Origin of the sequence: Aequorivita vitellina, assembly GCF_022008365.1 — a bacterium.
Taxonomy (GTDB): domain Bacteria; phylum Bacteroidota; class Bacteroidia; order Flavobacteriales; family Flavobacteriaceae; genus Aequorivita; species Aequorivita vitellina.
In genome coordinates, this window is sequence record NZ_JAIRBA010000009.1 from 20380 (window position 1) to 41454 (window position 21075).

The 21075-nt window shown below is 36.9% G+C and carries 19 protein-coding genes; 13 read left to right on the forward strand and 6 right to left on the reverse strand.

Going from position 1 to position 21075, the window contains the following annotated elements; all coding sequences use genetic code 11:
• Positions 1–153 precede the first annotated feature (153 nt).
• Together K8089_RS06370 and K8089_RS06375 are read left to right on the forward strand one after the other, a co-directional pair.
• Positions 154–2004: a DNA topoisomerase IV subunit B gene (locus K8089_RS06370; RefSeq protein WP_237602452.1), complete on the forward strand. Its 1851-nt coding sequence runs from the start codon at positions 154–156 to the stop codon at positions 2002–2004.
• Between the two features lie 167 nt (positions 2005–2171).
• Positions 2172–4835, forward strand: coding sequence for a DNA gyrase/topoisomerase IV subunit A (locus tag K8089_RS06375; protein ID WP_237602453.1), 2664 nt, complete (start codon positions 2172–2174; stop codon positions 4833–4835).
• 1 nt (position 4836) lies between these two features.
• Here the strand turns inward: K8089_RS06375 and K8089_RS06380 are convergent, their stop codons facing one another.
• Together K8089_RS06380 and K8089_RS06385 are read right to left on the reverse strand one after the other, a co-directional pair.
• On the reverse strand, positions 4837–5658 hold the full coding sequence (locus tag K8089_RS06380; RefSeq protein WP_237602454.1) for a T9SS type A sorting domain-containing protein: 822 nt from the start codon (positions 5656–5658) through the stop codon (positions 4837–4839).
• On the reverse strand, positions 5639–5959 hold the full coding sequence (locus K8089_RS06385) for a hypothetical protein (RefSeq protein WP_237602455.1): 321 nt from the start codon (positions 5957–5959) through the stop codon (positions 5639–5641). Before K8089_RS06385 ends, K8089_RS06380 begins: the two co-directional genes overlap by 20 nt.
• 319 nt (positions 5960–6278) lie before the next feature.
• On the opposite strand from K8089_RS06385, the gene rpsA reads away from it, so the two are divergent.
• From rpsA to K8089_RS06440, 11 genes are all read left to right on the forward strand, one after another.
• Positions 6279–8129, forward strand: a complete 1851-nt coding sequence (gene rpsA / locus K8089_RS06390) for a 30S ribosomal protein S1 (RefSeq protein ID WP_237602456.1) — start codon at positions 6279–6281, stop codon at positions 8127–8129.
• Between the two features lie 206 nt (positions 8130–8335).
• Positions 8336–8875, forward strand: a complete 540-nt coding sequence (gene pyrR / locus K8089_RS06395) for a bifunctional pyr operon transcriptional regulator/uracil phosphoribosyltransferase PyrR (protein WP_237602457.1) — start codon at positions 8336–8338, stop codon at positions 8873–8875.
• Between the two features lie 59 nt (positions 8876–8934).
• Positions 8935–9876 (forward strand): aspartate carbamoyltransferase catalytic subunit, encoded by a 942-nt coding sequence (locus tag K8089_RS06400; RefSeq protein ID WP_237602458.1) that lies wholly within the window; start codon positions 8935–8937, stop codon positions 9874–9876.
• A 32-nt stretch (positions 9877–9908) separates the two neighbouring features.
• Complete coding sequence (locus K8089_RS06405; protein WP_237602459.1) at positions 9909–10244, forward strand: ribonuclease Z; 336 nt, start codon at positions 9909–9911, stop codon at positions 10242–10244.
• 91 nt (positions 10245–10335) lie between these two features.
• Positions 10336–11241 (forward strand): ribonuclease Z, encoded by a 906-nt coding sequence (locus tag K8089_RS06410; protein ID WP_237602460.1) that lies wholly within the window; start codon positions 10336–10338, stop codon positions 11239–11241.
• A gap of 209 nt (positions 11242–11450) precedes the next feature.
• Positions 11451–12578 carry a T9SS type A sorting domain-containing protein gene (locus K8089_RS06415; protein ID WP_237602461.1) on the forward strand — a complete coding sequence of 376 codons (1128 nt, stop codon included), beginning with the start codon at positions 11451–11453 and terminating at the stop codon, positions 12576–12578.
• Positions 12579–12723: 145 nt separating this feature from the next.
• Positions 12724–13368 carry a pyridoxamine 5'-phosphate oxidase gene (gene pdxH / locus K8089_RS06420; protein WP_237602462.1) on the forward strand — a complete coding sequence of 215 codons (645 nt, stop codon included), beginning with the start codon at positions 12724–12726 and terminating at the stop codon, positions 13366–13368.
• 52 nt (positions 13369–13420) lie between these two features.
• On the forward strand, positions 13421–13906 hold the full coding sequence (locus tag K8089_RS06425; RefSeq protein ID WP_237602463.1) for a SixA phosphatase family protein: 486 nt from the start codon (positions 13421–13423) through the stop codon (positions 13904–13906).
• Positions 13906–16002 (forward strand): polyphosphate kinase 1, encoded by a 2097-nt coding sequence (gene ppk1, locus K8089_RS06430; RefSeq protein ID WP_237602464.1) that lies wholly within the window; start codon positions 13906–13908, stop codon positions 16000–16002. Before K8089_RS06425 ends, ppk1 begins: the two co-directional genes overlap by 1 nt.
• 1 nt (position 16003) lies before the next feature.
• A complete protein-coding gene (locus tag K8089_RS06435; protein ID WP_237602528.1) occupies positions 16004–16915 on the forward strand; it encodes a Ppx/GppA phosphatase family protein in 912 nt (303 codons plus the stop codon).
• A 451-nt stretch (positions 16916–17366) separates the two neighbouring features.
• Positions 17367–18974 (forward strand): FMN-binding glutamate synthase family protein, encoded by a 1608-nt coding sequence (locus tag K8089_RS06440; protein WP_237602465.1) that lies wholly within the window; start codon positions 17367–17369, stop codon positions 18972–18974.
• Between the two features lie 54 nt (positions 18975–19028).
• On the opposite strand, the gene K8089_RS06445 is transcribed toward K8089_RS06440, so the two are convergent.
• From K8089_RS06445 to K8089_RS06460, 4 genes are all read right to left on the reverse strand, one after another.
• The gene (locus tag K8089_RS06445) at positions 19029–19487 is read right to left on the reverse strand and encodes a tRNA (cytidine(34)-2'-O)-methyltransferase (protein ID WP_237602466.1); all 459 of its coding nucleotides are present in this window, start codon (positions 19485–19487) and stop codon (positions 19029–19031) included.
• Between the two features lie 205 nt (positions 19488–19692).
• A complete protein-coding gene (locus tag K8089_RS06450; RefSeq protein WP_237602467.1) occupies positions 19693–20025 on the reverse strand; it encodes a hypothetical protein in 333 nt (110 codons plus the stop codon).
• A 29-nt stretch (positions 20026–20054) separates the two neighbouring features.
• The gene (locus K8089_RS06455) at positions 20055–20330 is read right to left on the reverse strand and encodes a hypothetical protein (RefSeq protein WP_237602468.1); all 276 of its coding nucleotides are present in this window, start codon (positions 20328–20330) and stop codon (positions 20055–20057) included.
• 115 nt (positions 20331–20445) lie between these two features.
• On the reverse strand, positions 20446–21057 hold the full coding sequence (locus K8089_RS06460) for a class I SAM-dependent methyltransferase (protein WP_237602469.1): 612 nt from the start codon (positions 21055–21057) through the stop codon (positions 20446–20448).
• Between the last annotated feature and the right edge of the window lie 18 nt (positions 21058–21075).

Consider the following 21075-nt stretch of genomic DNA (forward strand, 5'->3'; position numbering starts at 1 on the left):
AGATTTCGTCAAAATTAATCTATTTATTGGTGCTTTTTTGCCACTGCAATAATTACTAACAATATCTGTTGTTTTATTGTTAATTACTTTCTCAAGTATTGGTTTCACAAGTGCTCCCGTATATTTATATTAGCAACCCTACATTAAATCTTTATGGCCGAAACACAATATACCGAAGACAATATACGCTCGCTCGATTGGAAGGAACACATCCGTATGCGCCCGGGTATGTACATCGGGAAACTCGGCGATGGCTCGTCACCCGATGATGGTATCTATATCCTTCTAAAAGAGGTGATTGATAACTGTATAGACGAATTTGTAATGGGCGCAGGAAAAACCATCGAAGTGCGCATTAAAGACAAGGAAGTGAAAGTGCGCGATTACGGTCGTGGTATTCCGCTGGGGAAAGTGGTTGATGTAGTTTCAAAGATGAATACCGGTGGTAAGTACGATAGCCGCGCGTTTAAAAAATCGGTTGGACTAAATGGAGTGGGTACCAAAGCGGTTAACGCACTTTCGGCGTTTTTTAAAGTTGAATCTGTTCGTGACCAACAAATAAAAGCAGCCGAATTTTCTTTAGGTGAATTAACAAACGATGTGGCCGTTGAGGAAACTTCCAAAAGAAAAGGTACGAAAGTAGTTTTTATTCCGGACGAAAGCATCTTCAAAAACTTTAAGTACCGCACAGAATATGTGCAAAAAATGCTAAAAAACTACGTTTATCTCAATCCGGGATTAACGATAGATTTTAATGGCGAAAAGTTTTATTCTGAAAATGGTTTAAAGGATCTTTTAAAAGAAACAATTTCTGAAGAAGACAGCGCGTATCCAATAATTCACTTGAGAGGTGATGATATTGAAGTTGCCCTTACACATAGTAAAACGCAATATAGCGAAGAATATCACAGCTTTGTAAACGGACAAAATACTACACAAGGAGGAACACACTTAGCTGCTTTTCGCGAAGCTTTGGTAAAAACAATTCGTGAGTTTTACAATAAAAATTACGATGCTAGCGATGTGCGAAAATCTATTGTTTCGGCAATAAGCATTAAAGTAATGGAACCCGTTTTTGAGAGCCAAACTAAAACAAAACTTGGCTCCACCGATATGGGCGGCGATTTACCAACGGTGCGAACATTTATTAACGATTTTGTAAAAACAAATCTCGACAATTATCTTCATAAAAACCCTGAAACGGCAGACGCCATTCAGCGTAAAATCGTTCAGGCAGAACGTGAGCGCAAAGAATTAAGCGGCATCCGGAAATTAGCAAAAGATCGTGCTAAAAAAGCAAGCCTTCACAACAAAAAGTTACGTGATTGTCGCGTGCATTTGGGAGATGTAAAGAACAACCGAAATCTTGAGTCAACTCTGTTTATTACCGAGGGAGACTCGGCAAGTGGTAGTATTACCAAAAGTCGCGATGTAAATACGCAGGCTGTTTTTTCACTTCGTGGGAAACCGTTAAACACCTACGGAATGACCAAAAAGATTGTTTATGAAAACGAAGAGTTCAATCTTTTGCAAGCTGCCCTAAACATTGAAGATTCAATGGAAGATTTGCGGTATAACAACATTGTAATCGCTACCGATGCCGATGTAGACGGTATGCACATTCGGTTATTGTTAATTACCTTTTTTCTTCAATTTTTTCCTGAATTGATAAAAGAAGGGCATTTGTATATTTTGCAAACGCCATTGTTCCGCGTTCGGAATAAAAAAGAAACTATTTATTGCTATTCCGAAGAAGAAAGAGTGGCTGCAATAGAAAAGTTAAAACCGAAACCCGAAATAACGCGATTTAAAGGTTTGGGTGAAATTTCGCCAGATGAGTTTGTGCATTTTATTGGGAACGATATTCGTTTAGACCCCGTAATGCTGGATAAGTCGATGAGTATCGAAGAATTACTCTCGTTCTATATGGGAAAAAACACCCCCGATAGACAGGAGTTTATTATTGATAATTTGAAGGTGGAGTTGGATAGGGTAGAGGAATAAATAATGTAGGTTCGCGATTTATCGCGAGCATTCCGAAAAATAAACCTTTGCGAATCTCTGTGAAACCTCTGCGCAACTCTGCGAAATAGTTATAACACAGAGTTACACGAAGAACCACAGAGTTTCACAGAGAAAAAAAATAAAAATAAAGAATACAGAATATAAAAATGAGTGACGAACTCGACAATAACGAAGAACAAGAAATAACGGGCCCCGACTATTTGGGTGTTAACGACGATACTTCTGGCGATACTATAAAAAAAGTAACCGGAATGTATCGCGATTGGTTTTTAGATTACGCCAGTTACGTAATTCTAGAACGCGCCGTGCCCGCTATTGAGGACGGTTTTAAGCCAGTTCAGCGCCGCATTATGCAATCGATGAAAGATTTGGATGACGGGCGGTACAACAAAGTTGCGAATATTGTTGGGCATACCATGCAATACCATCCGCACGGGGATGCCAGTATTGCCGATGCAATGGTGCAAATTGGTCAAAAAGATTTATTGATCGATACGCAGGGTAACTGGGGAAATATTTTAACCGGTGACAGCGCTGCGGCTTCGCGATATATTGAAGCAAGGCTTTCAAAGTTTGCTCTGGATGTTCTTTATAATCCAAAGATTACCAAATGGCAAGCATCTTATGACGGGCGTCGAAAAGAGCCAATTAATCTGCCCGTAAAATTTCCGTTGTTGTTAAATCAAGGGGGTGAAGGGATTGCTGTAGGACTTTCAACTAAAATTCTTCCACATAACTTTATCGAATTAATTGACGCTTCGATTAAACATTTGCAAGGGAAAAAGTTTAAAATCTACCCAGATTTTCCAACTGGAGGTTTAATCGATATTGCGGACTACAACGATGGTATGCGCGGCGGAAAAATTCGCAGTCGTGCGCGAATCAATCATCTCGAAAAGAACAAATTAGTTATTACCGAAATTCCTTTTGGAACAAATACTTCGTCATTAATTGATTCAATTCTAAAGGCGAACGACAAAGGAAAAATCAAAATCAAAAAAATTGAAGACAATACCGCTGCCGAGGTAGAAATCCAAATTCATTTACCAAGCGGTATTTCCCCCGATAAAACCATTGATGCGCTGTATGCATTTACGGCCTGCGAAACTTCAATTTCGCCTTTGGGTTGTGTAATCGAAGATAACAAACCGCTTTTTGTTGGGGTTTCAGAAATGTTAAGAAGAAGTACAGATCGTACCGTTCAGCTTTTAAAACAAGAGTTGCAAATACAACTCGACGAATTGGAAGCACAGTGGCATTTTGCCTCGCTTGAGCGAATTTTTATTGAAAATAGAATCTATCGCGATATTGAAGAAGAAGAAACCTGGGAAGGCGTTATTGCAGCGATAGACAAAGGATTAAAACCACATACAGCACATTTAAAACGCGCCGTAACCGAAGAAGATATTGTGCGTTTAACCGAAATTCGCATTAAAAGAATTTCAAAATTCGATATTGATAAAGCGCAGCAAAAGATTGATGCTTTGGAAGATAGCATTGCTCAAATAAAGCATCACTTGGAGCACTTAATTGAATATGCGATAGATTATTTTAAAAGGTTGAAAAAAGATTACGGAGAAGGCAAGGAGCGTAAAACCGAAATTAGAACCTTTGAAGATATTGAGGCGACAAAAGTTGTAATCCGCAACACCAAACTTTACGTAAACCGCGCCGAAGGTTTTGTGGGCACTAGCCTAAAACGCGACGAATATGTTACCGATTGTAGCGATATAGACGATATTATTGTTTTTACCGAAGATGGTACCATGATGGTCACCAAGGTAGATTCTAAAACTTTTGTAGGTAAAAACATTATTCACGTTGCCGTCTTTAAAAAGAAAGACAAACGTACTATTTACAATATGATTTATCGCGATGGCAAACGCGGGGCAAATTATGTAAAACGTTTTGCCGTTACTTCAACTACGCGCGATAGGGAGTACGACATGACCAATGGCACAAAAGGCTCAAAAGTGCTATATTTTACAGCCAATCCAAACGGTGAAGCCGAAATTGTTTCGGTTTACTTGCGCCAAACAGGAAGCATTAAAAAGCTTAAATTCGATTTAGACTTCGCCGATCAATTGGTAAAAGGACGAAATTCAAAGGGAAATATTGTTACCAAATATCCTATTCGAAAAATTGAATTAAAAGAAAAAGGTCTTTCCACTTTAAAACCCCGAAAAATATGGTTTGATGACTCGGTACAACGTTTAAATGTTGATGAGCGCGGAGAGCTTTTAGGCGAATTTAGAAAAGAAGACAGATTGTTAATTGTAAACCAAAAGGGAGTTGTAAAAACCGTGGTGCCAGATATCCAACTTCGTTTTGACGATGATATAATCATTTTGGAAAAGTGGGAGCCTAAAAAACCATTGAGTGCCATTTATTGGGAAGGAGAAAAAGAGTTGTTTTACGTAAAACGCTTTTTAATTGAAAACCCAGACAAGGAGGAAACCATTATTACCGATCACCCAAATTCCTATCTCGAAAAAATATTTACCGATTACCGCCCAATGGCCGAAGTTGTATTTGCCAAAAAAAGAGGGCAGGAGCGTGAGGAAAATTTAGAAGTGAATCTCGAGGAATTTATTGCTGTAAAAGGCATAAACGCAATGGGGAATCAACTTACCAAAGAAAAAGTTTTAGAAATAAACACCAAAGAACCCTTGGCTTACGAGCCGCCAGCTCCCGTTCAGCCTAAAGAAATTGACGTGGTAGATGAAGAGGATGTGGCTTCGAAAAACAAAGATTCGGAAGCTGAAGATAATTCAAAAACAGATGAAGGCGGACAGGGGTTATTGTTTTAAGTTACTGTTTTATTAGCTTTTTTGTTATACTCCCAAGATCAGTCTTTACTTTGAAGAAATATAATCCAGTAGAAAGTTCATCAATGATAATTCTTGAGAGCCCCATATTCAATTTTCCTGTTTTTAGATTTTTTCCGTTTAAATCTAATATTGCGTATTCCGCTGGTTTGCTGAAAGAAACAGTCAACGTACTCTTTGATGGGTTAGGGTAGATAAGCAGTTGCTCCCTTTCATAAGATAAAACGCTTAGTGCATCGCACTCTGCCTCGTTGTTTACAAAGGTGGTAAATGGGTCTATATACCAATCGTCCAAATAAGAGGCGCTTGCATCATCAACAATCACACATTTTAGGGCATTGGTCCCAGTAACGTTTATGCCGTTCATGTTTGCATTGTTGCCATTGCGAATGTCAAGAAAATCTAATGGAAAATTGTAGGGGGCTAAAAAACTGATTAAATTTTGGTTATGTGATAAATCCAAACTAATTATATTATTTTCCCCAACATTTAAATATGTTAAATCTCTATTATTTGATACGTTTAACTCACTTAGATTGTTTCCAGATGCAATGAGGAAGTTTAAATTTTCATTTTGATTTACATCTAATGAAAATAAATTATTAAAATTGCAATCCAAATAAGTCAACAAGTGAGCTTGTGAAACATCCAAATTGGTTAATTGATTTTCAAAGCAATAAATTTCAATCAGGTATTCGCTATTAAGGATTAGATTATTTAATTCATTATTCTGACAATTTAAATATTTTAAATTTATATTTGAACTCAAATCCAATGAGGATAAGTTATTGTATGCAACAAACAACGTTCTCTAATAAGAGATTTGCAGAAAGATCAACTGTGGCTATATTATTAAAACTCGCATCTAGATTTTCTAGGGAAATAAAATCCTCTATACCTGTAATATCAGTAATGTTCCCATTAAAAGGAAGAACTAAGTCTATGACATTTTCAATATTTGCAGTGAGCACCTGTCCATTCCCAGGTACTCCATCACCCATACCGTTGGCTTCCAAAAAATTTTCAAAATTGGGGTCTGGCACAGCAGTATATTGCGCATAGGTTATGGCAGGGAAAAACAATATTAATAAGAACAAATTTTTCATTTTGAGAATTTTGAATGCTGCATTTCAAATATAAGTATTTATCAAACAAGAATTTACCCCCCGATGTTGCTACTGATAAATTATTTCTTCAGAAATATCCTCTTTGAGCTACCAAACCTTTTGATTTTCAAAAGAAAAACACTATTTTTGCACCCCTCTTAGCGACGAGGCAAGAATAAGAGGAATTAAAACAAAACAAAATCAATCCCTTCTGTGGGATAGTCGCAGTAAATTCTTGTAACAGCGCAGAATACAAAGCGTTTGAAATTAGCGGTTTTCGCAATGTTGAAAATTTAAAATTTCAAACACAATTTAACAAATGGCTGATAAAGCAAAAAAAGAAGAAGTGCAGGTAGAAGATACTGCATCTCAAAACGAGGTAGCTACAAAACCTCAAAAAGAAGTTTCTCTTAAAGAGAGCAATCCTGAAAAATTTCTTGAAGAATTTAACTGGCACAACTACGAAGAAGGTATAGACCCTATCGACGATGGAAAGCTAGAAGAATTCGAAAAGTTAGTAGCAGATAATTTCGTTGACACACTAGATGACGAGGTTGTTGAAGGGGAAGTAGTTTATATTACAGACCGTGACGCAATTATCGACATTAACGCGAAGAGTGAAGGTGTTGTTTCGTTAAACGAATTCCGTTACAATCCAGATTTAAAAGTTGGAGACAAAGTAGAAGTATTGATCGACGTTCGTGAGGACAGTACAGGTCAACTTATTCTTAGCCACCGTAAAGCAAGAACTATTAAGGCTTGGGATCGCGTAAATGCAGCTCACGACGAAGGTACTATTGTAAACGGTTACGTAAAATGCCGCACAAAAGGTGGTATGATTGTAGACGTATTTGGAATTGAAGCATTCTTGCCAGGTTCGCAAATTGACGTTAAGCCAATTCGCGACTACGATGTTTACGTTGGTAAAACAATGGAATTTAAAGTTGTTAAAATCAACCACGAATTTAAAAACGTTGTTGTTTCGCATAAAGCGCTTATTGAAGCAGATATCGAAGAACAGAAAAAAGAAATCATTGGCCAACTTGAAAAAGGTCAAGTACTTGAAGGTGTTGTTAAAAACATCACTTCTTACGGAGTATTTGTTGATCTTGGTGGTGTTGATGGACTTGTTCACATTACAGACCTTTCTTGGTCACGTATCAACCACCCGAATGAGATCGTTGAGCTTGATCAAAAATTAAACGTTGTAATTCTTGATTTCGATGAAGATAAAACACGTATCCAATTAGGTCTTAAGCAATTAAACCCACACCCATGGGAAGCTCTTGGAGAAGAGTTGAAAGTAGGTGATAAAGTAAAAGGTAAAGTAGTTGTTATTGCAGATTACGGTGCATTTATTGAAGTTGCTGAAGGTGTTGAAGGTTTAATCCACGTTAGCGAAATGTCTTGGTCTACGCACTTACGTAGCGCACAAGATTTTGTAAATGTTGGTGACGAGGTTGAAGCGGTTATCCTTACAATGGACAAGGAAGAGCGAAAAATGAGCCTTGGTATTAAGCAAATGACTCCAGACCCATGGACAGATATTACTACTAAATACCCAGTTGGTTCACGCCACAAAGGTATTGTACGTAACTTCACAAACTTTGGTGTTTTTGTTGAATTAGAAGAAGGAATTGATGGTCTTATCTACATAAGCGATCTTTCTTGGACTAAGAAAATTAAGCACCCAAGCGAGTTTACCAATATTGGTGACGAACTTGAAGTTGTTGTATTAGAATTAGATGTTGAAGGTCGTAAGTTAAGTTTAGGACACAAACAAACTGAAGAAAACCCTTGGGATAAATACGAAGCTGAATTCGCAGTTGGAACTAAGCACACAGCTACTATTGACGAAGTAGTAGACAAAGGTGCAACTATTAAGTTCAACGATGATATTGTAGCATTTGTACCAAGCCGTCACCTTGAAAAAGAAGATGGTTCTATGTTGAAGAAAGGTGATGAAGCAGAATTCCAAATTATTGAATTCAACAAAGAATTCAAAAAAGTGGTTGCTTCACATATGGTAATTCACAAAGAAGAAGAAGCGAAAATTGTTAAGGAAGCTGTGAAAAAACAAACAGCTGCCGATGCAGAAGCAAAACCAACTCTTGGTGATGCAAACTCTGCGTTACAAGCGCTTAAAGACAAAATGGACGGTAAAAAATAATCGCTCATTGCCGCAAATGCGGTGATCTTTTTAGATAACTAAAAGCCTTTCGGAAACGGAGGGCTTTTTTATTATACATTTTTTAACGCTTCGATTCTCACCGAAACGCTGCGAAATGGCTCGATTTAAATCAATTTTAAAAATCTTCACAATTCAATCCTAAAAAATTGTATTTTTGCTCTCTGAATCTAATTCAGAACTTCACTATGAGCCAAAAAGTGTTACTAAACGCAACCGAGATAAACATTGCGCTTAACCGTTTGGCTTGCCAATTGATTGAAAAACACGACGATTTTTCCAAAACCGTACTTATCGGTATACAACCGCGAGGTGTCTTTTTAGCAGAAAGACTTAAAACGTTGCTTGAAACCGATTACAAAATCAAGAATATAAAACTTGGGTATTTGGATATTACTTTCTTCCGCGACGATTTCCGTAGAAGTGAAAAACCGTTGGAAGCTAATAAAACCAAAATAAATTTTATAGTTGAAGACAAGAATGTGGTTTTTATAGACGATGTGCTTTTCACCGGAAGAAGTATTCGCTCGGCATTAACCGCGGTGCAATCCTTCGGAAGACCGTTAGAAATAGAGTTGCTAACGCTAATTGACCGTCGCTTTAGCCGTCATTTGCCCATACAGCCCGATTATCGCGGTAGACAAGTAGATGCCATCAATGGCGAAAAGGTTAAAGTATGTTGGAAAGAGAATGATGGGGAAGATGCTGTTTACCTTGTTAAAAATTGAAGAAGAAGAACCAACAACCAACAACTGATAACAGATAACCGAAAACTGAAAACCAAAGAATGGAACTAAGTGTAAACCACTTACTAGGGATTAAATACATTACCGAAGCCGATATACAACTCATCTTCGAAACGGCAGATCATTTTAAAGAAATCATCAATCGGCCCATTAAAAAGGTGCCTTCCCTTCGCGACATAACTATTGCCAATCTTTTTTTCGAAAATAGCACCCGCACAAAACTATCTTTTGAACTTGCGGAAAAACGACTCTCTGCAGACGTAATTAATTTTGCATCTTCCAGCTCATCGGTTGCTAAAGGCGAAACGTTAATTGATACCGTAAACAATATTCTTTCAATGAAGGTAGATATGGTTGTTATGCGGCACCCAAATCCTGGCGCGGGCGTGTTTCTTTCAAAACACGTAAATGCAAGTATCGTTAACGCGGGTGATGGGGCGCACGAACATCCAACCCAAGCTTTATTAGATGCTTATTCTATTCGCGAAAAATTAGGAGATGTGGCTGGTAAAAAAGTGGTTATTGTAGGAGATATTCTTCATTCACGCGTTGCATTGTCTAATATATTTGCACTTCAAAAACTTGGAGCAAAGGTTAAGGTTTGTGGCCCTAAAACATTAATTCCTAAGTATATAGAAAAACTTAATGTGGGTGTTGAAACCAATCTTCGCAACGCGTTGGAATGGTGCGATGTAGCAAATATGCTTCGGGTGCAAAACGAACGAATGGACATTAGTTATTTCCCAACAACGAGAGAATATACACAGCAATTCGGACTCAATAAAGCAATTCTCGATTCTTTAGATAAAGAAATTGTAGTAATGCACCCTGGTCCAATTAATCGCGGGGTTGAAATTACAAGCGATGTGGCAGATAGCAAACAGTCCATCATTTTAGAACAAGTACAAAACGGTGTGGCCGTACGTATGGCGGTAATCTATTTATTAGCCTCAAAAATAAAGCACTCCGAAGTTATTAATTAAAAGAGATACCCCGTCACGGCGGGGATAATATTATGAAAATTGAGAATCATCCAAATTACGTGGTCCTTGAGGATGAAAAGGACGATATAAAAGACTTTGCTTCGTTTATCGAATCGCAAATTCCTACAAAGTATAAAGGTCAAAACGTGGTTTTAAACCTTTTAAAATACCAATCGCTTGAGCTACCACAATTATTAAAGTTTCTTAAAACTTCCAACCTACATCGAAAAACAAAACATTCCTTCGTAATAGTGAATGACGCCATAGACATTGACGATGTGCCTTTTGAAATGATTGTAGTGCCTACGCTTCAAGAAGCTGAAGACATTATTGAGATGGAAGAAATAGAACGCGATTTGGGGTTTTAGCTGGAATCCATATTAAAAAGCTTGTCGTTTCGACTCCGCTCAACGACCGCACCCTGAGCGGAGCCGAAGGGTAAACCTTAAATTCTAAATTTTGAAATTAACAATCCTCGGATGTCATTCTGCAACACCAACAGCCAAAGCGCACCCCACGGCGCAGGTTTTGGAAATGAAGGGACACTTATTTTTAATTGATTGTGGCGAAGGCACACAAATGCAGCTACGAAAATACAGGATTAAGTTTTCGCGAATAAAGCATATTTTTATTTCACATTTGCACGGCGATCATTTTTTTGGCTTGCCGGGACTTATCTCTACTTTTCTGCTTTTGGGAAGAGAAGCCGAATTACACATTTATGGTCCAAAAGGTATAAAGGAAGCTATTTTACTTCTTCTAAAATTAGGGAAATCGTACACCAATTACCCGCTCTATTTTCACGAGTTGGAAGAAACCACGCCCCAACTCATTTTTGAAGATGATAAAGTTACAGTAGAAACTATCCCGTTGGATCACAGGGTTTATACCAATGGATTTCTTTTTAAAGAAAAGCCGGACGACCGAAAATTAGATGTTGAAATAGCCCGAAAACTCAATATAGATTTAAGTTATTACAACAAAATAAAACAAGGTTTTGATGTTGAGAATAGGGAGGGCAAACTAATTTCTAATAAAGAAATAACTTTTGATCCGCCACCGCCAAAGAGCTACGCTTATTGCAGCGATACGGCCTATTACCCCGAAATAGTGCCGCAAATTGAAAATGCGACAGTTTTATACCACGAATCTACTTTTCTGGAAGAACACCACCATCTTTGCGATAAAACCAAGCACAGTACTGCAAAAGAGGCTGGAGTGATTGCCAGAAAGGCAAAGGTTGGAACTTTAATACTCGGTCACTATTCTGGGCGTTACGGCGATTTGGAGCTTTTTCGAAAGGAGGCGCAGGAAGTTTTTGAAAATGTGGAATTGGCAGAGGATGGGAGGGTAATTGCGCTGTAAGTATAATTTTTTAATCAATTTATTATTTTTAATACAAATATTTTGTTAAACTTATAGTGTTGTTTTATCATTTCGAGTTTTTGATCAGAAAAATTTTTTTGCTATGAAAAAAACACTACTAACCATTTGCGCGATTTCTCTTTTAACATTTATGATAACAACGAGATTATTATCAAACAAATTCTGGTAGATCGTTAAAAATAGTGATTATGAAAAAAGCAACACTCTTTTTCTTATTCCTGGCCACAACAATGGTTTGTTATCCTCAATATACAGCGGTGCCCGACCCCAACTTAGAAGATTTTTTAGAAGCCAACGGCATGGGTGATGGTGTACCGGGTAATGGGCTGGTGCTTACCGCAAATATTGAAAATGTTACAGAATTAGTTCTTCCTTTTAATGGTAATATTACGGATATAACTGGTGTTGAGGATTTTATTTCCTTAGAGTATCTTGACGCGAGTTTTAATGGTATAAGCAGTGTAGACTTTTCACATAATAATCAGCTAAAAACACTAATATTTGCATTTAATCCATTGTTAGAATTAGACGTTTCCATGAATGTAAATTTGGAATATTTAAATTGTCAAAGCAATCAATTGACCAGTTTACTACTTAATAGCGAAAATCTTGTACATATTGATTGTTTTGAAAATCACTTAACTGTATTAGATTTAGCAAATTTACCAGCATTGATTGAATTGAATTGTAATGAAAATCAAATTTCAGCATTAGACCTGTCTCAAAACCTACTTTTACAGAAACTTTCTTGTGCTGCAAACGATTTAAGTTTATTGGACACAACGAACAACGCCGCTCTTTTTTATTTACTATGTGGTTACAACAATATAGAGAGTTTAGATTTAACTCAAAATCCTGCACTAACACTCTTATTGGCTCCCTTTATGCCCCCATTAAATCATCTAGATCTACGCAACGGCAATAATGAAAATATAGGCTCCTTCAATGTATATGGCACAGATAACCTACAATGTATATTTGTGGACGATGCCAGCGCTACCTATCTTGACGATTGGTATAAAGACCCATTTACAACATTTGTAAATAATGAGGCGGAATGTGATGCTTTGGGAAATCAAGAATTTGTTATGGCGCCATTCAAGATTTTTCCCAATCCAGCAAAAACCTATTTTAATATTTCGTCGAAAGTAGAAGGTGAGTACTCATTGATTTCCGTTCAGGGTAAAATAGTGCGTTCAGGCACTCTGAATATCGGGCTATCCAGAATTCCAGTTGATGGACTTTTAAGTGGGCTTTATTTTTTAAGGGTTATAACAGCAAATGGTACTGCAATCCAAAAAATAGTAGTGGAATAGTTTAAAAAAAGATAATTCGTTTTTAGCTCCACTTCAATCTTGATTTCAATTTCTCTTCAATTTCAACCGTAATTTTAATACATATTTAATATCCCACTGTTTTATAGCTTCGTTAAAACCCTTAACTTGCGTTAAAACTCAAACCATGGCCGAAAAGCTTTACAGCTACCGAAAATCATACGAAAAAGACGAACTTTCCAAAACATCGGTTGATGAAAACCCGATGCAACAATTCCGTACATGGTTTTTTGAAGTGAAGGATAGTGGCGGTGTAGATGAAGTAAATGCCATGACCATTTCAACAATTGGCACCGATGGTTTTCCTAAAGGGCGCGTAGTTCTTTTAAAAAAATACGACGAATACGGTTTCTATTTTTACACCAATTACAACAGCGAAAAAGGCAAATCAATTAGCAATAACAACAAAGTTTCGCTTTCCTTCTTTTGGCCAAATATGGAGCGACAAATCATAATTAAAGGAATTGCTGAAAGAACTTCGGAAGCAGATTCAACTAATTATTTTCATTCCCGTCCAAAGGGAAGCCAGTTGGGGGCTGCTGTTTCGCATCAAAGTGAAGTTGTAGCTTCCCGAGAGGTTTTGGAAAAAAACTTAGCCGAATTAGAAAAAAAATACAAAAATATAGAAGTGCCAAAACCCGATGATTGGGGTGGTTTTCTTGTAAAACCCATTTCAATTGAATTCTGGCAAGGACGACCCAATAGGCTTCACGATAGAATTCGATATACTTTAAAAAATGATACTTGGCTAATTGAAAGATTGGCGCCTTAAAATTTGCTGACTTTCAAATTAACATATTTACGAATCCCCAATTAACAAAACAATGAAAACACTATACTTAGTCCGCCACGCAAAATCATCTTGGAAATACGATGTAGACGATCACAAACGTCCTTTAAAAGGTAGGGGAGAACGCGATGGGCAATTGGTTTCAAAAAAAGTTTCGAAAGAAATTGAGCCACCGCAAAAAATAATTAGCAGCGATGCTACCAGAGCGCTTTCAACAGCACATTTTTTTAAAGATGCCCTAAAAGTAGCAGATGCAAATTTTGAAACCAATCACGATTTGTATGATTTTAGTGGTCAAAACGTAATGCGTATTATTAAATCGCTGCCAGATACCTTAGATAAAGTTATGATTGTGGGCCATAACCACGCTTTTACTTCCGTCGCAAATATGTTGGGCGACCATTACATAGACAACGTTCCCACGTGTGGTTTCGTAATGCTTGCGTTTAACGAAAAGAAATGGAGCGAAATAACTACGGGTAAAACCGTTAAAACAATTTTCCCACGGGATCTTAAATAATGATTGAAAAAGTAGATAAACATACCCAACAACGCAATATATACACAAATAGAGAATTAAGCTGGTTGCAGTTTAACGCACGTGTGTTACAAGAAGCGAAGGATAAAAAGCTCCCTTTAATTGAAAGACTTCGGTTTTTGGGAATTTTTTCGAATAACTTAGACGAGTTTTTCAAAGTGCGTTACGCAACCATTAAACGTATTGTGGAAGCCGGAAAGTTGGGACGCAGCTTTTTGGGTGGTATTTCGGCTCAAGATCTCTTAGAGGTAATTACGAAAACCGTTATTGAACAACAAGCCCATAGTTTAAATATTCTGAGCGATATTCAAAAAGAACTTCGCAAGGAAAACATTTTTATTATAAACGAAACCGAAATAACGCCAGACCAAAGTAAGTTTATTTCGGAATATTTCACTAGAAATGTCAGCCCCGCCATGATGACTATAATGATTGGGGAATTGGAAGAATTTCCAAGCCTGCGCGATAGTGCGGCATACCTGGCCGTAACAATGGTCATGAGCAAAGATGACGACACCTTTGAAGCAAAGCACAATTATGCACTTATAGAAATTCCGAGAACTATAGACCGTTTTGTGGTGCTGCCGCCACAGGGAGAAAAGCAATATGTTATAATTCTGGACGACCTCATTCGCCATTGCTTGCACAATATTTTTAGCATTTTTAAATATGAAACCATTTCGGCGCATATGATTAAAATAACCCGCGACGCCGAACTAGATATAGACAGCGATTTAAGCCGAAGTTTTATTGAAAAAATTTCAAAAAGCGTTAAAAACCGAAGCACGGGCGATCCCGTTCGCTTTGTTTACGACAAAAGCATCGATAAGAAAACCCTGCAATTTTTACTGGACAAAATGGGGATTGATAAAACCGACAGTATAATTCCTGGCGGGCGTTATCATAACAGACGCGATTATATGGATTTTCCGCGCTTGGGAAGACCCGATCTTCAATATGAAAACAAAGAACCATTGCCCATTCCAGGGCTGAGTTTACAGGGTAATCTGTTCGATAAAATTGTGGAGAAAGATTATTTGCTGCACGCGCCCTATCAAACATTCGCGTATGTTATTAAATTTTTGCGCGAGGCCGCATTAGACCCGAAAGTAAAATCGATTAAAATAACTATCTATCGCTTAGCAGAAGTTTCGCACATCGCCAGTTCGCTTATTAATGCCAAGAAAAACGGAAAAGATGTAACCGTACAAATAGAATTGCAAGCCCGTTTTGATGAAGAAGCAAACATTAAATATGCCGAATTATTACAAAGTGAAGACATTCGTTTAATTTTCGGAGTAAAAGGATTAAAAGTACATTGTAAAGCGTGTTTGGTAGAACGTATTGAAAACAAAAAAACAGTGCGATACGGAATTTTAAGCACCGGAAACTTTAACGAAACCACCGCACGTCTTTACACCGATTACACACTTTTTACGGCAGACCAGAAAATCTGCAAAGAAATAAAAAAGGTGTTTGAGTTTTTTGAAGTAAATTATTTAGTGCGCAATTACCAGCATTTAATAGTTTCGCCACACTACACCCGAAAAGCCATTTACCACTTAATAGATGCCGAAATAAAAAATAAAAAAGCTGGATTACCAAGCGGTATTAAACTGAAACTTAACAGTCTGTCTGATTATAAAATGATCGATAAATTATATGAAGCAAGTCGAGCTGGAGTAAAGATAAAAATGATTGTTCGCGGTATTTGTTGCTTAATTCCCGGCGTTAAAGGGATGAGCGAAAATATTGAAGCCATAAGTATCGTAGGAAAACTTTTAGAACATCCGCGGTTGTTTATCTTTGAAAATGCAGGCGACCCAAAAGTATATATTTCTTCGGCAGATTTTATGGGAAGAAATTTAGACAACAGAGTAGAAATTTCCTGCCCCATTTATGATGCCGATATTAAGAAAGAAATACTTGAAAATTTTGAAATTGGTTGGAGCGATAACGTAAAAGCACGTGTAATAAGTATTAAAAATGATAATGCCTATTTAAAAAATAACAAGCCCCCCGTGCGCTCCCAATTCAAAATGTATGATTATTATTTAAATAAACTTGAAGTACACTAATTTGTTAAACATTGAAAAATACGGCGCTGTAGATATTGGCAGTAACGCCATACGACTTTTAGTTGTTTCTGTAATTGAGCAGAACGGAAAAGATACACTATTTAAAAAAACCTCGTTGGTGCGGGTGCCCATTCGTTTGGGAGCAGAAGTTTTTCTCAACGGAAAAATCTCAGAAGCTAGTGCAAACAGAATGATTGATGCTATGCAAGCGTTTAGCCTGCTAATGAAAACCCACAATGTAAAACGGTTTAGAGCTTGTGCTACCTCAGCAATGCGCGAGGCGGCTAATGGGCTCCAAGTTGCTGAAACAATTAAAGCCAAAAGCGGTATAAATATAAATATAATTGACGGTAAAGAAGAAGCAAACATCATAGCCTCTACAAACTTAAAAAGCATAATTGAAGCAGAAAAAGTCTCGCTGTATGTAGATGTGGGTGGGGGTAGTACGGAGTTTACTTTATTTGCCAATGGAAAAACGTTGAGTTCTCAAAGTTTTAAACTAGGCACCGTAAGGTTGCTGGAAGGTCTTGTTGAAGAATCTATCTGGGATGACATGGAACTATGGATAAAAAAAGAAACCAAAGATTTAAAAGGAATTTCACTAATTGGCAGTGGCGGAAACATCAATACTATATTTAAAAAGAGTGGTAAAAAAATAGGGAAGCCGCTGAGCTACTTTTATCTTTCTTCGTATTATGAGTTAATAAAATCCCTCTCCTATGAAGAACGCATCACCGAACTAGATATGAATCCAGATAGGGCAGATGTTGTTATTCCTGCAACTCGCATCTATTTATCTGCTATGAAATGGAGTAAAGCTAAAAATATATTTGTTCCTAAAATTGGACTAAGTGACGGTATTGTTCGCAGCCTTTACAATGAAAAGGTTGCTGCCTCCCAAAAACATATTTAAGCAATTCACCTAAACCACAGTAAAATTTTATACAATCGCCAAGATTTATATAAGCAAACTTTACAAAAGTGATGATGCACTGTATCAACATTGTAAAGAGATGTTTTCTATATGATAAAAAGGGGAAAGTTATTGGTCCGATATTTTAAAAAAGAGGTGCAAAATTTATAAAATATACAACGGTCCCAAACGGATTTAAATTGACTTTTCTATGCCCAGAGTTTATAGTGCAAAAAAATTAAAACCAGCCAAACCAAAGGGATAAAGTTGATTTCAATACACCGAATGACTTAAATATTCTTTAGCTTTGTTTACAATTTGTTTCGAGGAGTAATTCTACTTTTAACCGTTTTATGAATATCACTTGCGTAACATTTTTTTCAAAATAAATTTAAGGATAAGGCTATTTTAATCATTCAATTTTCGCTTTAAAATTCAAAATAATTCGATTATGAGAATTCAATTTTTTGTTATATCGACTGCCTCGTTACTAATTTCGTTTGCCTTGGCTTATTTTTTAAATCCCAATTGGTACGTCTTTTTCGGAATCGTTTTAATACTGACAATTGTGGGATACTACGATGTATTTCAAACACGACATACCATCATGCGAAACTATCCTTTACTTGGAAGATTGCGGTATGTGTTAGAAGAATTACGTCCAAAAATGTATCAGTATTTTATTGAATCTGATATAGATGGCCGCCCTTTTAATCGCGTAGATCGCTCTACGGTTTATCAACGCGCAAAAGGTGTTCGCGACACCATTCCATTTGGAACCCAACTAGATCTTTATTCCGAAGGTTACGAATGGATTTGCCATTCTATCGCGCCAAAACCTTTTATTACCTTAAATCATGATCCGCGTGTATTAATAGGAAATAAGGATTGTAAACATCCGTATTCTGCTAGTATATTAAATATTTCGGCTATGAGTTTTGGAGCTATAAGTGCCAATGCCGTTAAAGCTTTGAATGCCGGTGCTAAAATTGGCAATTTTGCACATAATACGGGCGAAGGTGGATTGAGCGATCATCATTTGGCTGAAGGAGGCGATTTAATTTGGCAAATTGGAACAGCATATTTTGGTTGCCGAACCGAAGATGGGAAATTCAACCCCGAACTTTTTGCTGTAAAAGCAAAAAATACAAACGTAAAAATGATTGAGCTTAAAATATCTCAAGGTGCAAAACCTGGGCATGGTGGTATTTTACCAGCCGAGAAAAACTCTGAGGAAATTGCTAAAATCAGACATATTATTCCGTTTACCAAAGTAGAATCGCCGCCATATCATTCTGCTTTTAACACACCATTAGAAATGGTGAAGTTTATTGAAACATTAAGGAATCTATCGGGTGGAAAACCAATTGGCTTTAAGCTGTGCATTGGTTATAAAAGTGAATTTATATCCATTTGTCAAGCCATGGTAGAATTAGATATTTACCCAGATTACATAGCTGTAGATGGTGGCGAAGGAGGAACCGGAGCTGCACCGCCAGAATTCAGTAATTATGTAGGCGCTCCACTGATTGATGGACTGGATTTTGTGCACAACATTCTTAGAGGGATGGGAATTCGGCAGCATATTAAAATTATTGCCTCGGGTAAAATTAGCTCTGCTTTTCATATTGCGCGTGCAATTGCTTTGGGAGCCGATGCGTGTTATCAAGCTCGCGCAATGATGTTGTCTATTGGTTGTATTCAAGCCTTGCTTTGCAACACAAATAAATGTCCGGTCGGAATTACAACGCAAGACCCTAAACTAACGGTAGGCTTGGTTCCGGAAGATAAAAAAGTACGTGTTGCCAATTATCACGAAAAAACAATTAAAAATTTTGTTGAACTTTTGGGCGCTTCTGGTTTAGATGAATCAAAAAACCTGACACGCTCACATATCTATCGTCGCATTTCGCTCAATGATATGATTACTTATGAAGAACTATTTCCATCCATAAAACCTGGTTCGATGCGCAACGGTGAAATTCCGAAAAAATATGAATTAGACTTCGCATTTGCCGATAAAACACGCTGGGGAATTCATCCAGAAGTAGAATTTTAAAATATCGCGCCCTATTTTTTGAACGCGCATTGTTTCAAAATACAATCGGCTGTTTCACCTTTTTTTCAAATTTCGAATACCTTCATAAACTACAATACTGACGGCATTAGCTAGGTTTAAACTTCGAATGTGAGGGCTGAAAATAGGTATTGTATAAACTGAATTTAAATTTTCTTCCACTAGATTTTTGGATAAACCAACCGATTCTTTTCCGAAGATTAAAAACATATCGTCTGTGTAATCAATGGCTGTATAATCTTGACTGCCATGACTGGAAAGATATGCAAATTGCTTTCCTTTATTTTTTAAAAAAAAGTCTTCAATATTTTCATAAATAAAGAGTGAAACATGCTGCCAATAATCTAATCCAGCTCTTTTTACGCGCTTGTCATTTAATTCGAAACCAAACGGTTTTACCAAGTGTAAAGTTGATCCAGACGCTAAACTTAATCTTCCTATATTACCTGTATTCGTAGGAATTTCTGGTTCAATTAATACAATATTGAATGCCATTTTCTATTATTTTATTTCTTGATATTTCTATGTAAAACAAATATGTAAGTAATCTCTAATTGCTATTTTCCAAATTGCTTTTCTAGATAGATGAAAAATTCAAATTTCCACACATTATAATCGTGCCCCGAAATAAATTCCTTGAATTCTACTTGTATGTTTTTCGACTTCCACGTAATGTCAAAATTACGTTTTAAATCAGAAACTATCCTTTTTTCTGCAAAATGTAAAATATGACTCCGCCTAAGAAATAACACACCACATCCCAAATATCTGCCGTGTAACGATGCGATTGCTTCGGCAAATAATATTCAAAAGCGACTGAAAATAGAACAACCAAACTTAAGATTGTAAAAATATTAAGTCGAATGGTTTTGTCTTTTTTAACACACCATACGCCGTGCAAACACACGGTAGCCACCAGCGGAATGGTTAGAAAATCATTGAGATGATGAAAAACCCAGGTGGCCTGAATGCCCGAAAAATATTTTAAACTCTGTACGTAAAAAAACACAACCAAAGAGAGCAAAGCGTACAAATGCAATATTTTTAAAGGAAGCGGCCGCATTATATAAATAGGAGAGAAATTAACCATACAATTATACCGCCAATGAACATAACGACCATCCAAACCGAACGCAAGACAAAATAAGTACCGCGAACGAGCCAAAATCTATTTGTTTTCCACCTTTCAGAAAATGACTTTTCTGTTTCAACCTTAGCTTCGTAAACAGTTTCGGGTTCTGTTTTTAATACGTTATTTTTAGAAGTCGATACAGCATCGGTATGCTCTAAAATGGAATTTTTAGGCTCAAGGTTTGCATCGTCTTTTCGCTGGGTCATAACTACTATTTTCAACTTGCGAAAATACGATTTATTACCGTGATAACGAACGAAACCCTTATTTTACAAGACGTTTAACAATTTTATACAATGTAGATTTATGAAAGTTTAGTTTCTATTTTCTCTTAAAACTACAAAACAAAAAATTCTGAAATGTATCAAAAGGAGTTTTGTGGTCTTCGGTTAGGCAGCTAATTTTTTCAAACGTATCTATAAATTCTGCAGTTAATTTTTCTTGGCTGTATTGTGTTATTTCGAGGCCGCTGCATTTTAGTGGGCCATTTTCTGAAAACGTTCCTATTACCAAAAATCCTTTTACAGCGTTAGTAACTATTTCCTTGTATTTTTCAATTTGTTTTGGGGTTGTTAAAAAATGAAAAGTAGCTCTGTCGTGCCAAAGATCGTACTCGGTTGCAGGTTTAAAGGTTGTAATGTCGCATACAATCCAAGTAACTTTTTTTGCTTTATCGCCGAGTCTTTTTTGTGCCTTTTCAAGCGCTTTTGCCGAAATATCGAGCACAGTTATATTTTCAAAGCCTTCGTCCAGCAAAGAGTCCACGAGTTTACTGTCGCCACCACCAATGTCTATAATTTTGGCAGTTTTATCCAATTTAAATGAATGGACGAAATCCAATGAAGTTTTCGGAATCTCCTGGGTCCAACTTACTTGTTCGGGGGTCTTGGTTTCGTAAACTGTTTCCCAATGGGTCTTTTGGTCTGTTTGCATTTTCTGATTGTTAAATGT

Coding starts and splice junctions, on each gene's coding strand:
- K8089_RS06370 (WP_237602452.1), top strand. CDS start 154: ATGGCCGAAACACAATATACCGAAGACAATATACGCTCGCTCGATTGG.
- K8089_RS06375 (WP_237602453.1), top strand. CDS start 2,172: ATGAGTGACGAACTCGACAATAACGAAGAACAAGAAATAACGGGCCCC.
- K8089_RS06385 (WP_237602455.1), bottom strand. CDS start 5,959: ATGAAAAATTTGTTCTTATTAATATTGTTTTTCCCTGCCATAACCTAT.
- rpsA (WP_237602456.1), top strand. CDS start 6,279: ATGGCTGATAAAGCAAAAAAAGAAGAAGTGCAGGTAGAAGATACTGCA.
- pyrR (WP_237602457.1), top strand. CDS start 8,336: ATGAGCCAAAAAGTGTTACTAAACGCAACCGAGATAAACATTGCGCTT.
- K8089_RS06400 (WP_237602458.1), top strand. CDS start 8,935: ATGGAACTAAGTGTAAACCACTTACTAGGGATTAAATACATTACCGAA.
- K8089_RS06405 (WP_237602459.1), top strand. CDS start 9,909: ATGAAAATTGAGAATCATCCAAATTACGTGGTCCTTGAGGATGAAAAG.
- K8089_RS06415 (WP_237602461.1), top strand. CDS start 11,451: ATGAAAAAAGCAACACTCTTTTTCTTATTCCTGGCCACAACAATGGTT.
- pdxH (WP_237602462.1), top strand. CDS start 12,724: ATGGCCGAAAAGCTTTACAGCTACCGAAAATCATACGAAAAAGACGAA.
- K8089_RS06425 (WP_237602463.1), top strand. CDS start 13,421: ATGAAAACACTATACTTAGTCCGCCACGCAAAATCATCTTGGAAATAC.
- ppk1 (WP_237602464.1), top strand. CDS start 13,906: ATGATTGAAAAAGTAGATAAACATACCCAACAACGCAATATATACACA.
- K8089_RS06440 (WP_237602465.1), top strand. CDS start 17,367: ATGAGAATTCAATTTTTTGTTATATCGACTGCCTCGTTACTAATTTCG.
- K8089_RS06445 (WP_237602466.1), bottom strand. CDS start 19,487: ATGGCATTCAATATTGTATTAATTGAACCAGAAATTCCTACGAATACA.
- K8089_RS06455 (WP_237602468.1), bottom strand. CDS start 20,330: ATGACCCAGCGAAAAGACGATGCAAACCTTGAGCCTAAAAATTCCATT.
- K8089_RS06460 (WP_237602469.1), bottom strand. CDS start 21,057: ATGCAAACAGACCAAAAGACCCATTGGGAAACAGTTTACGAAACCAAG.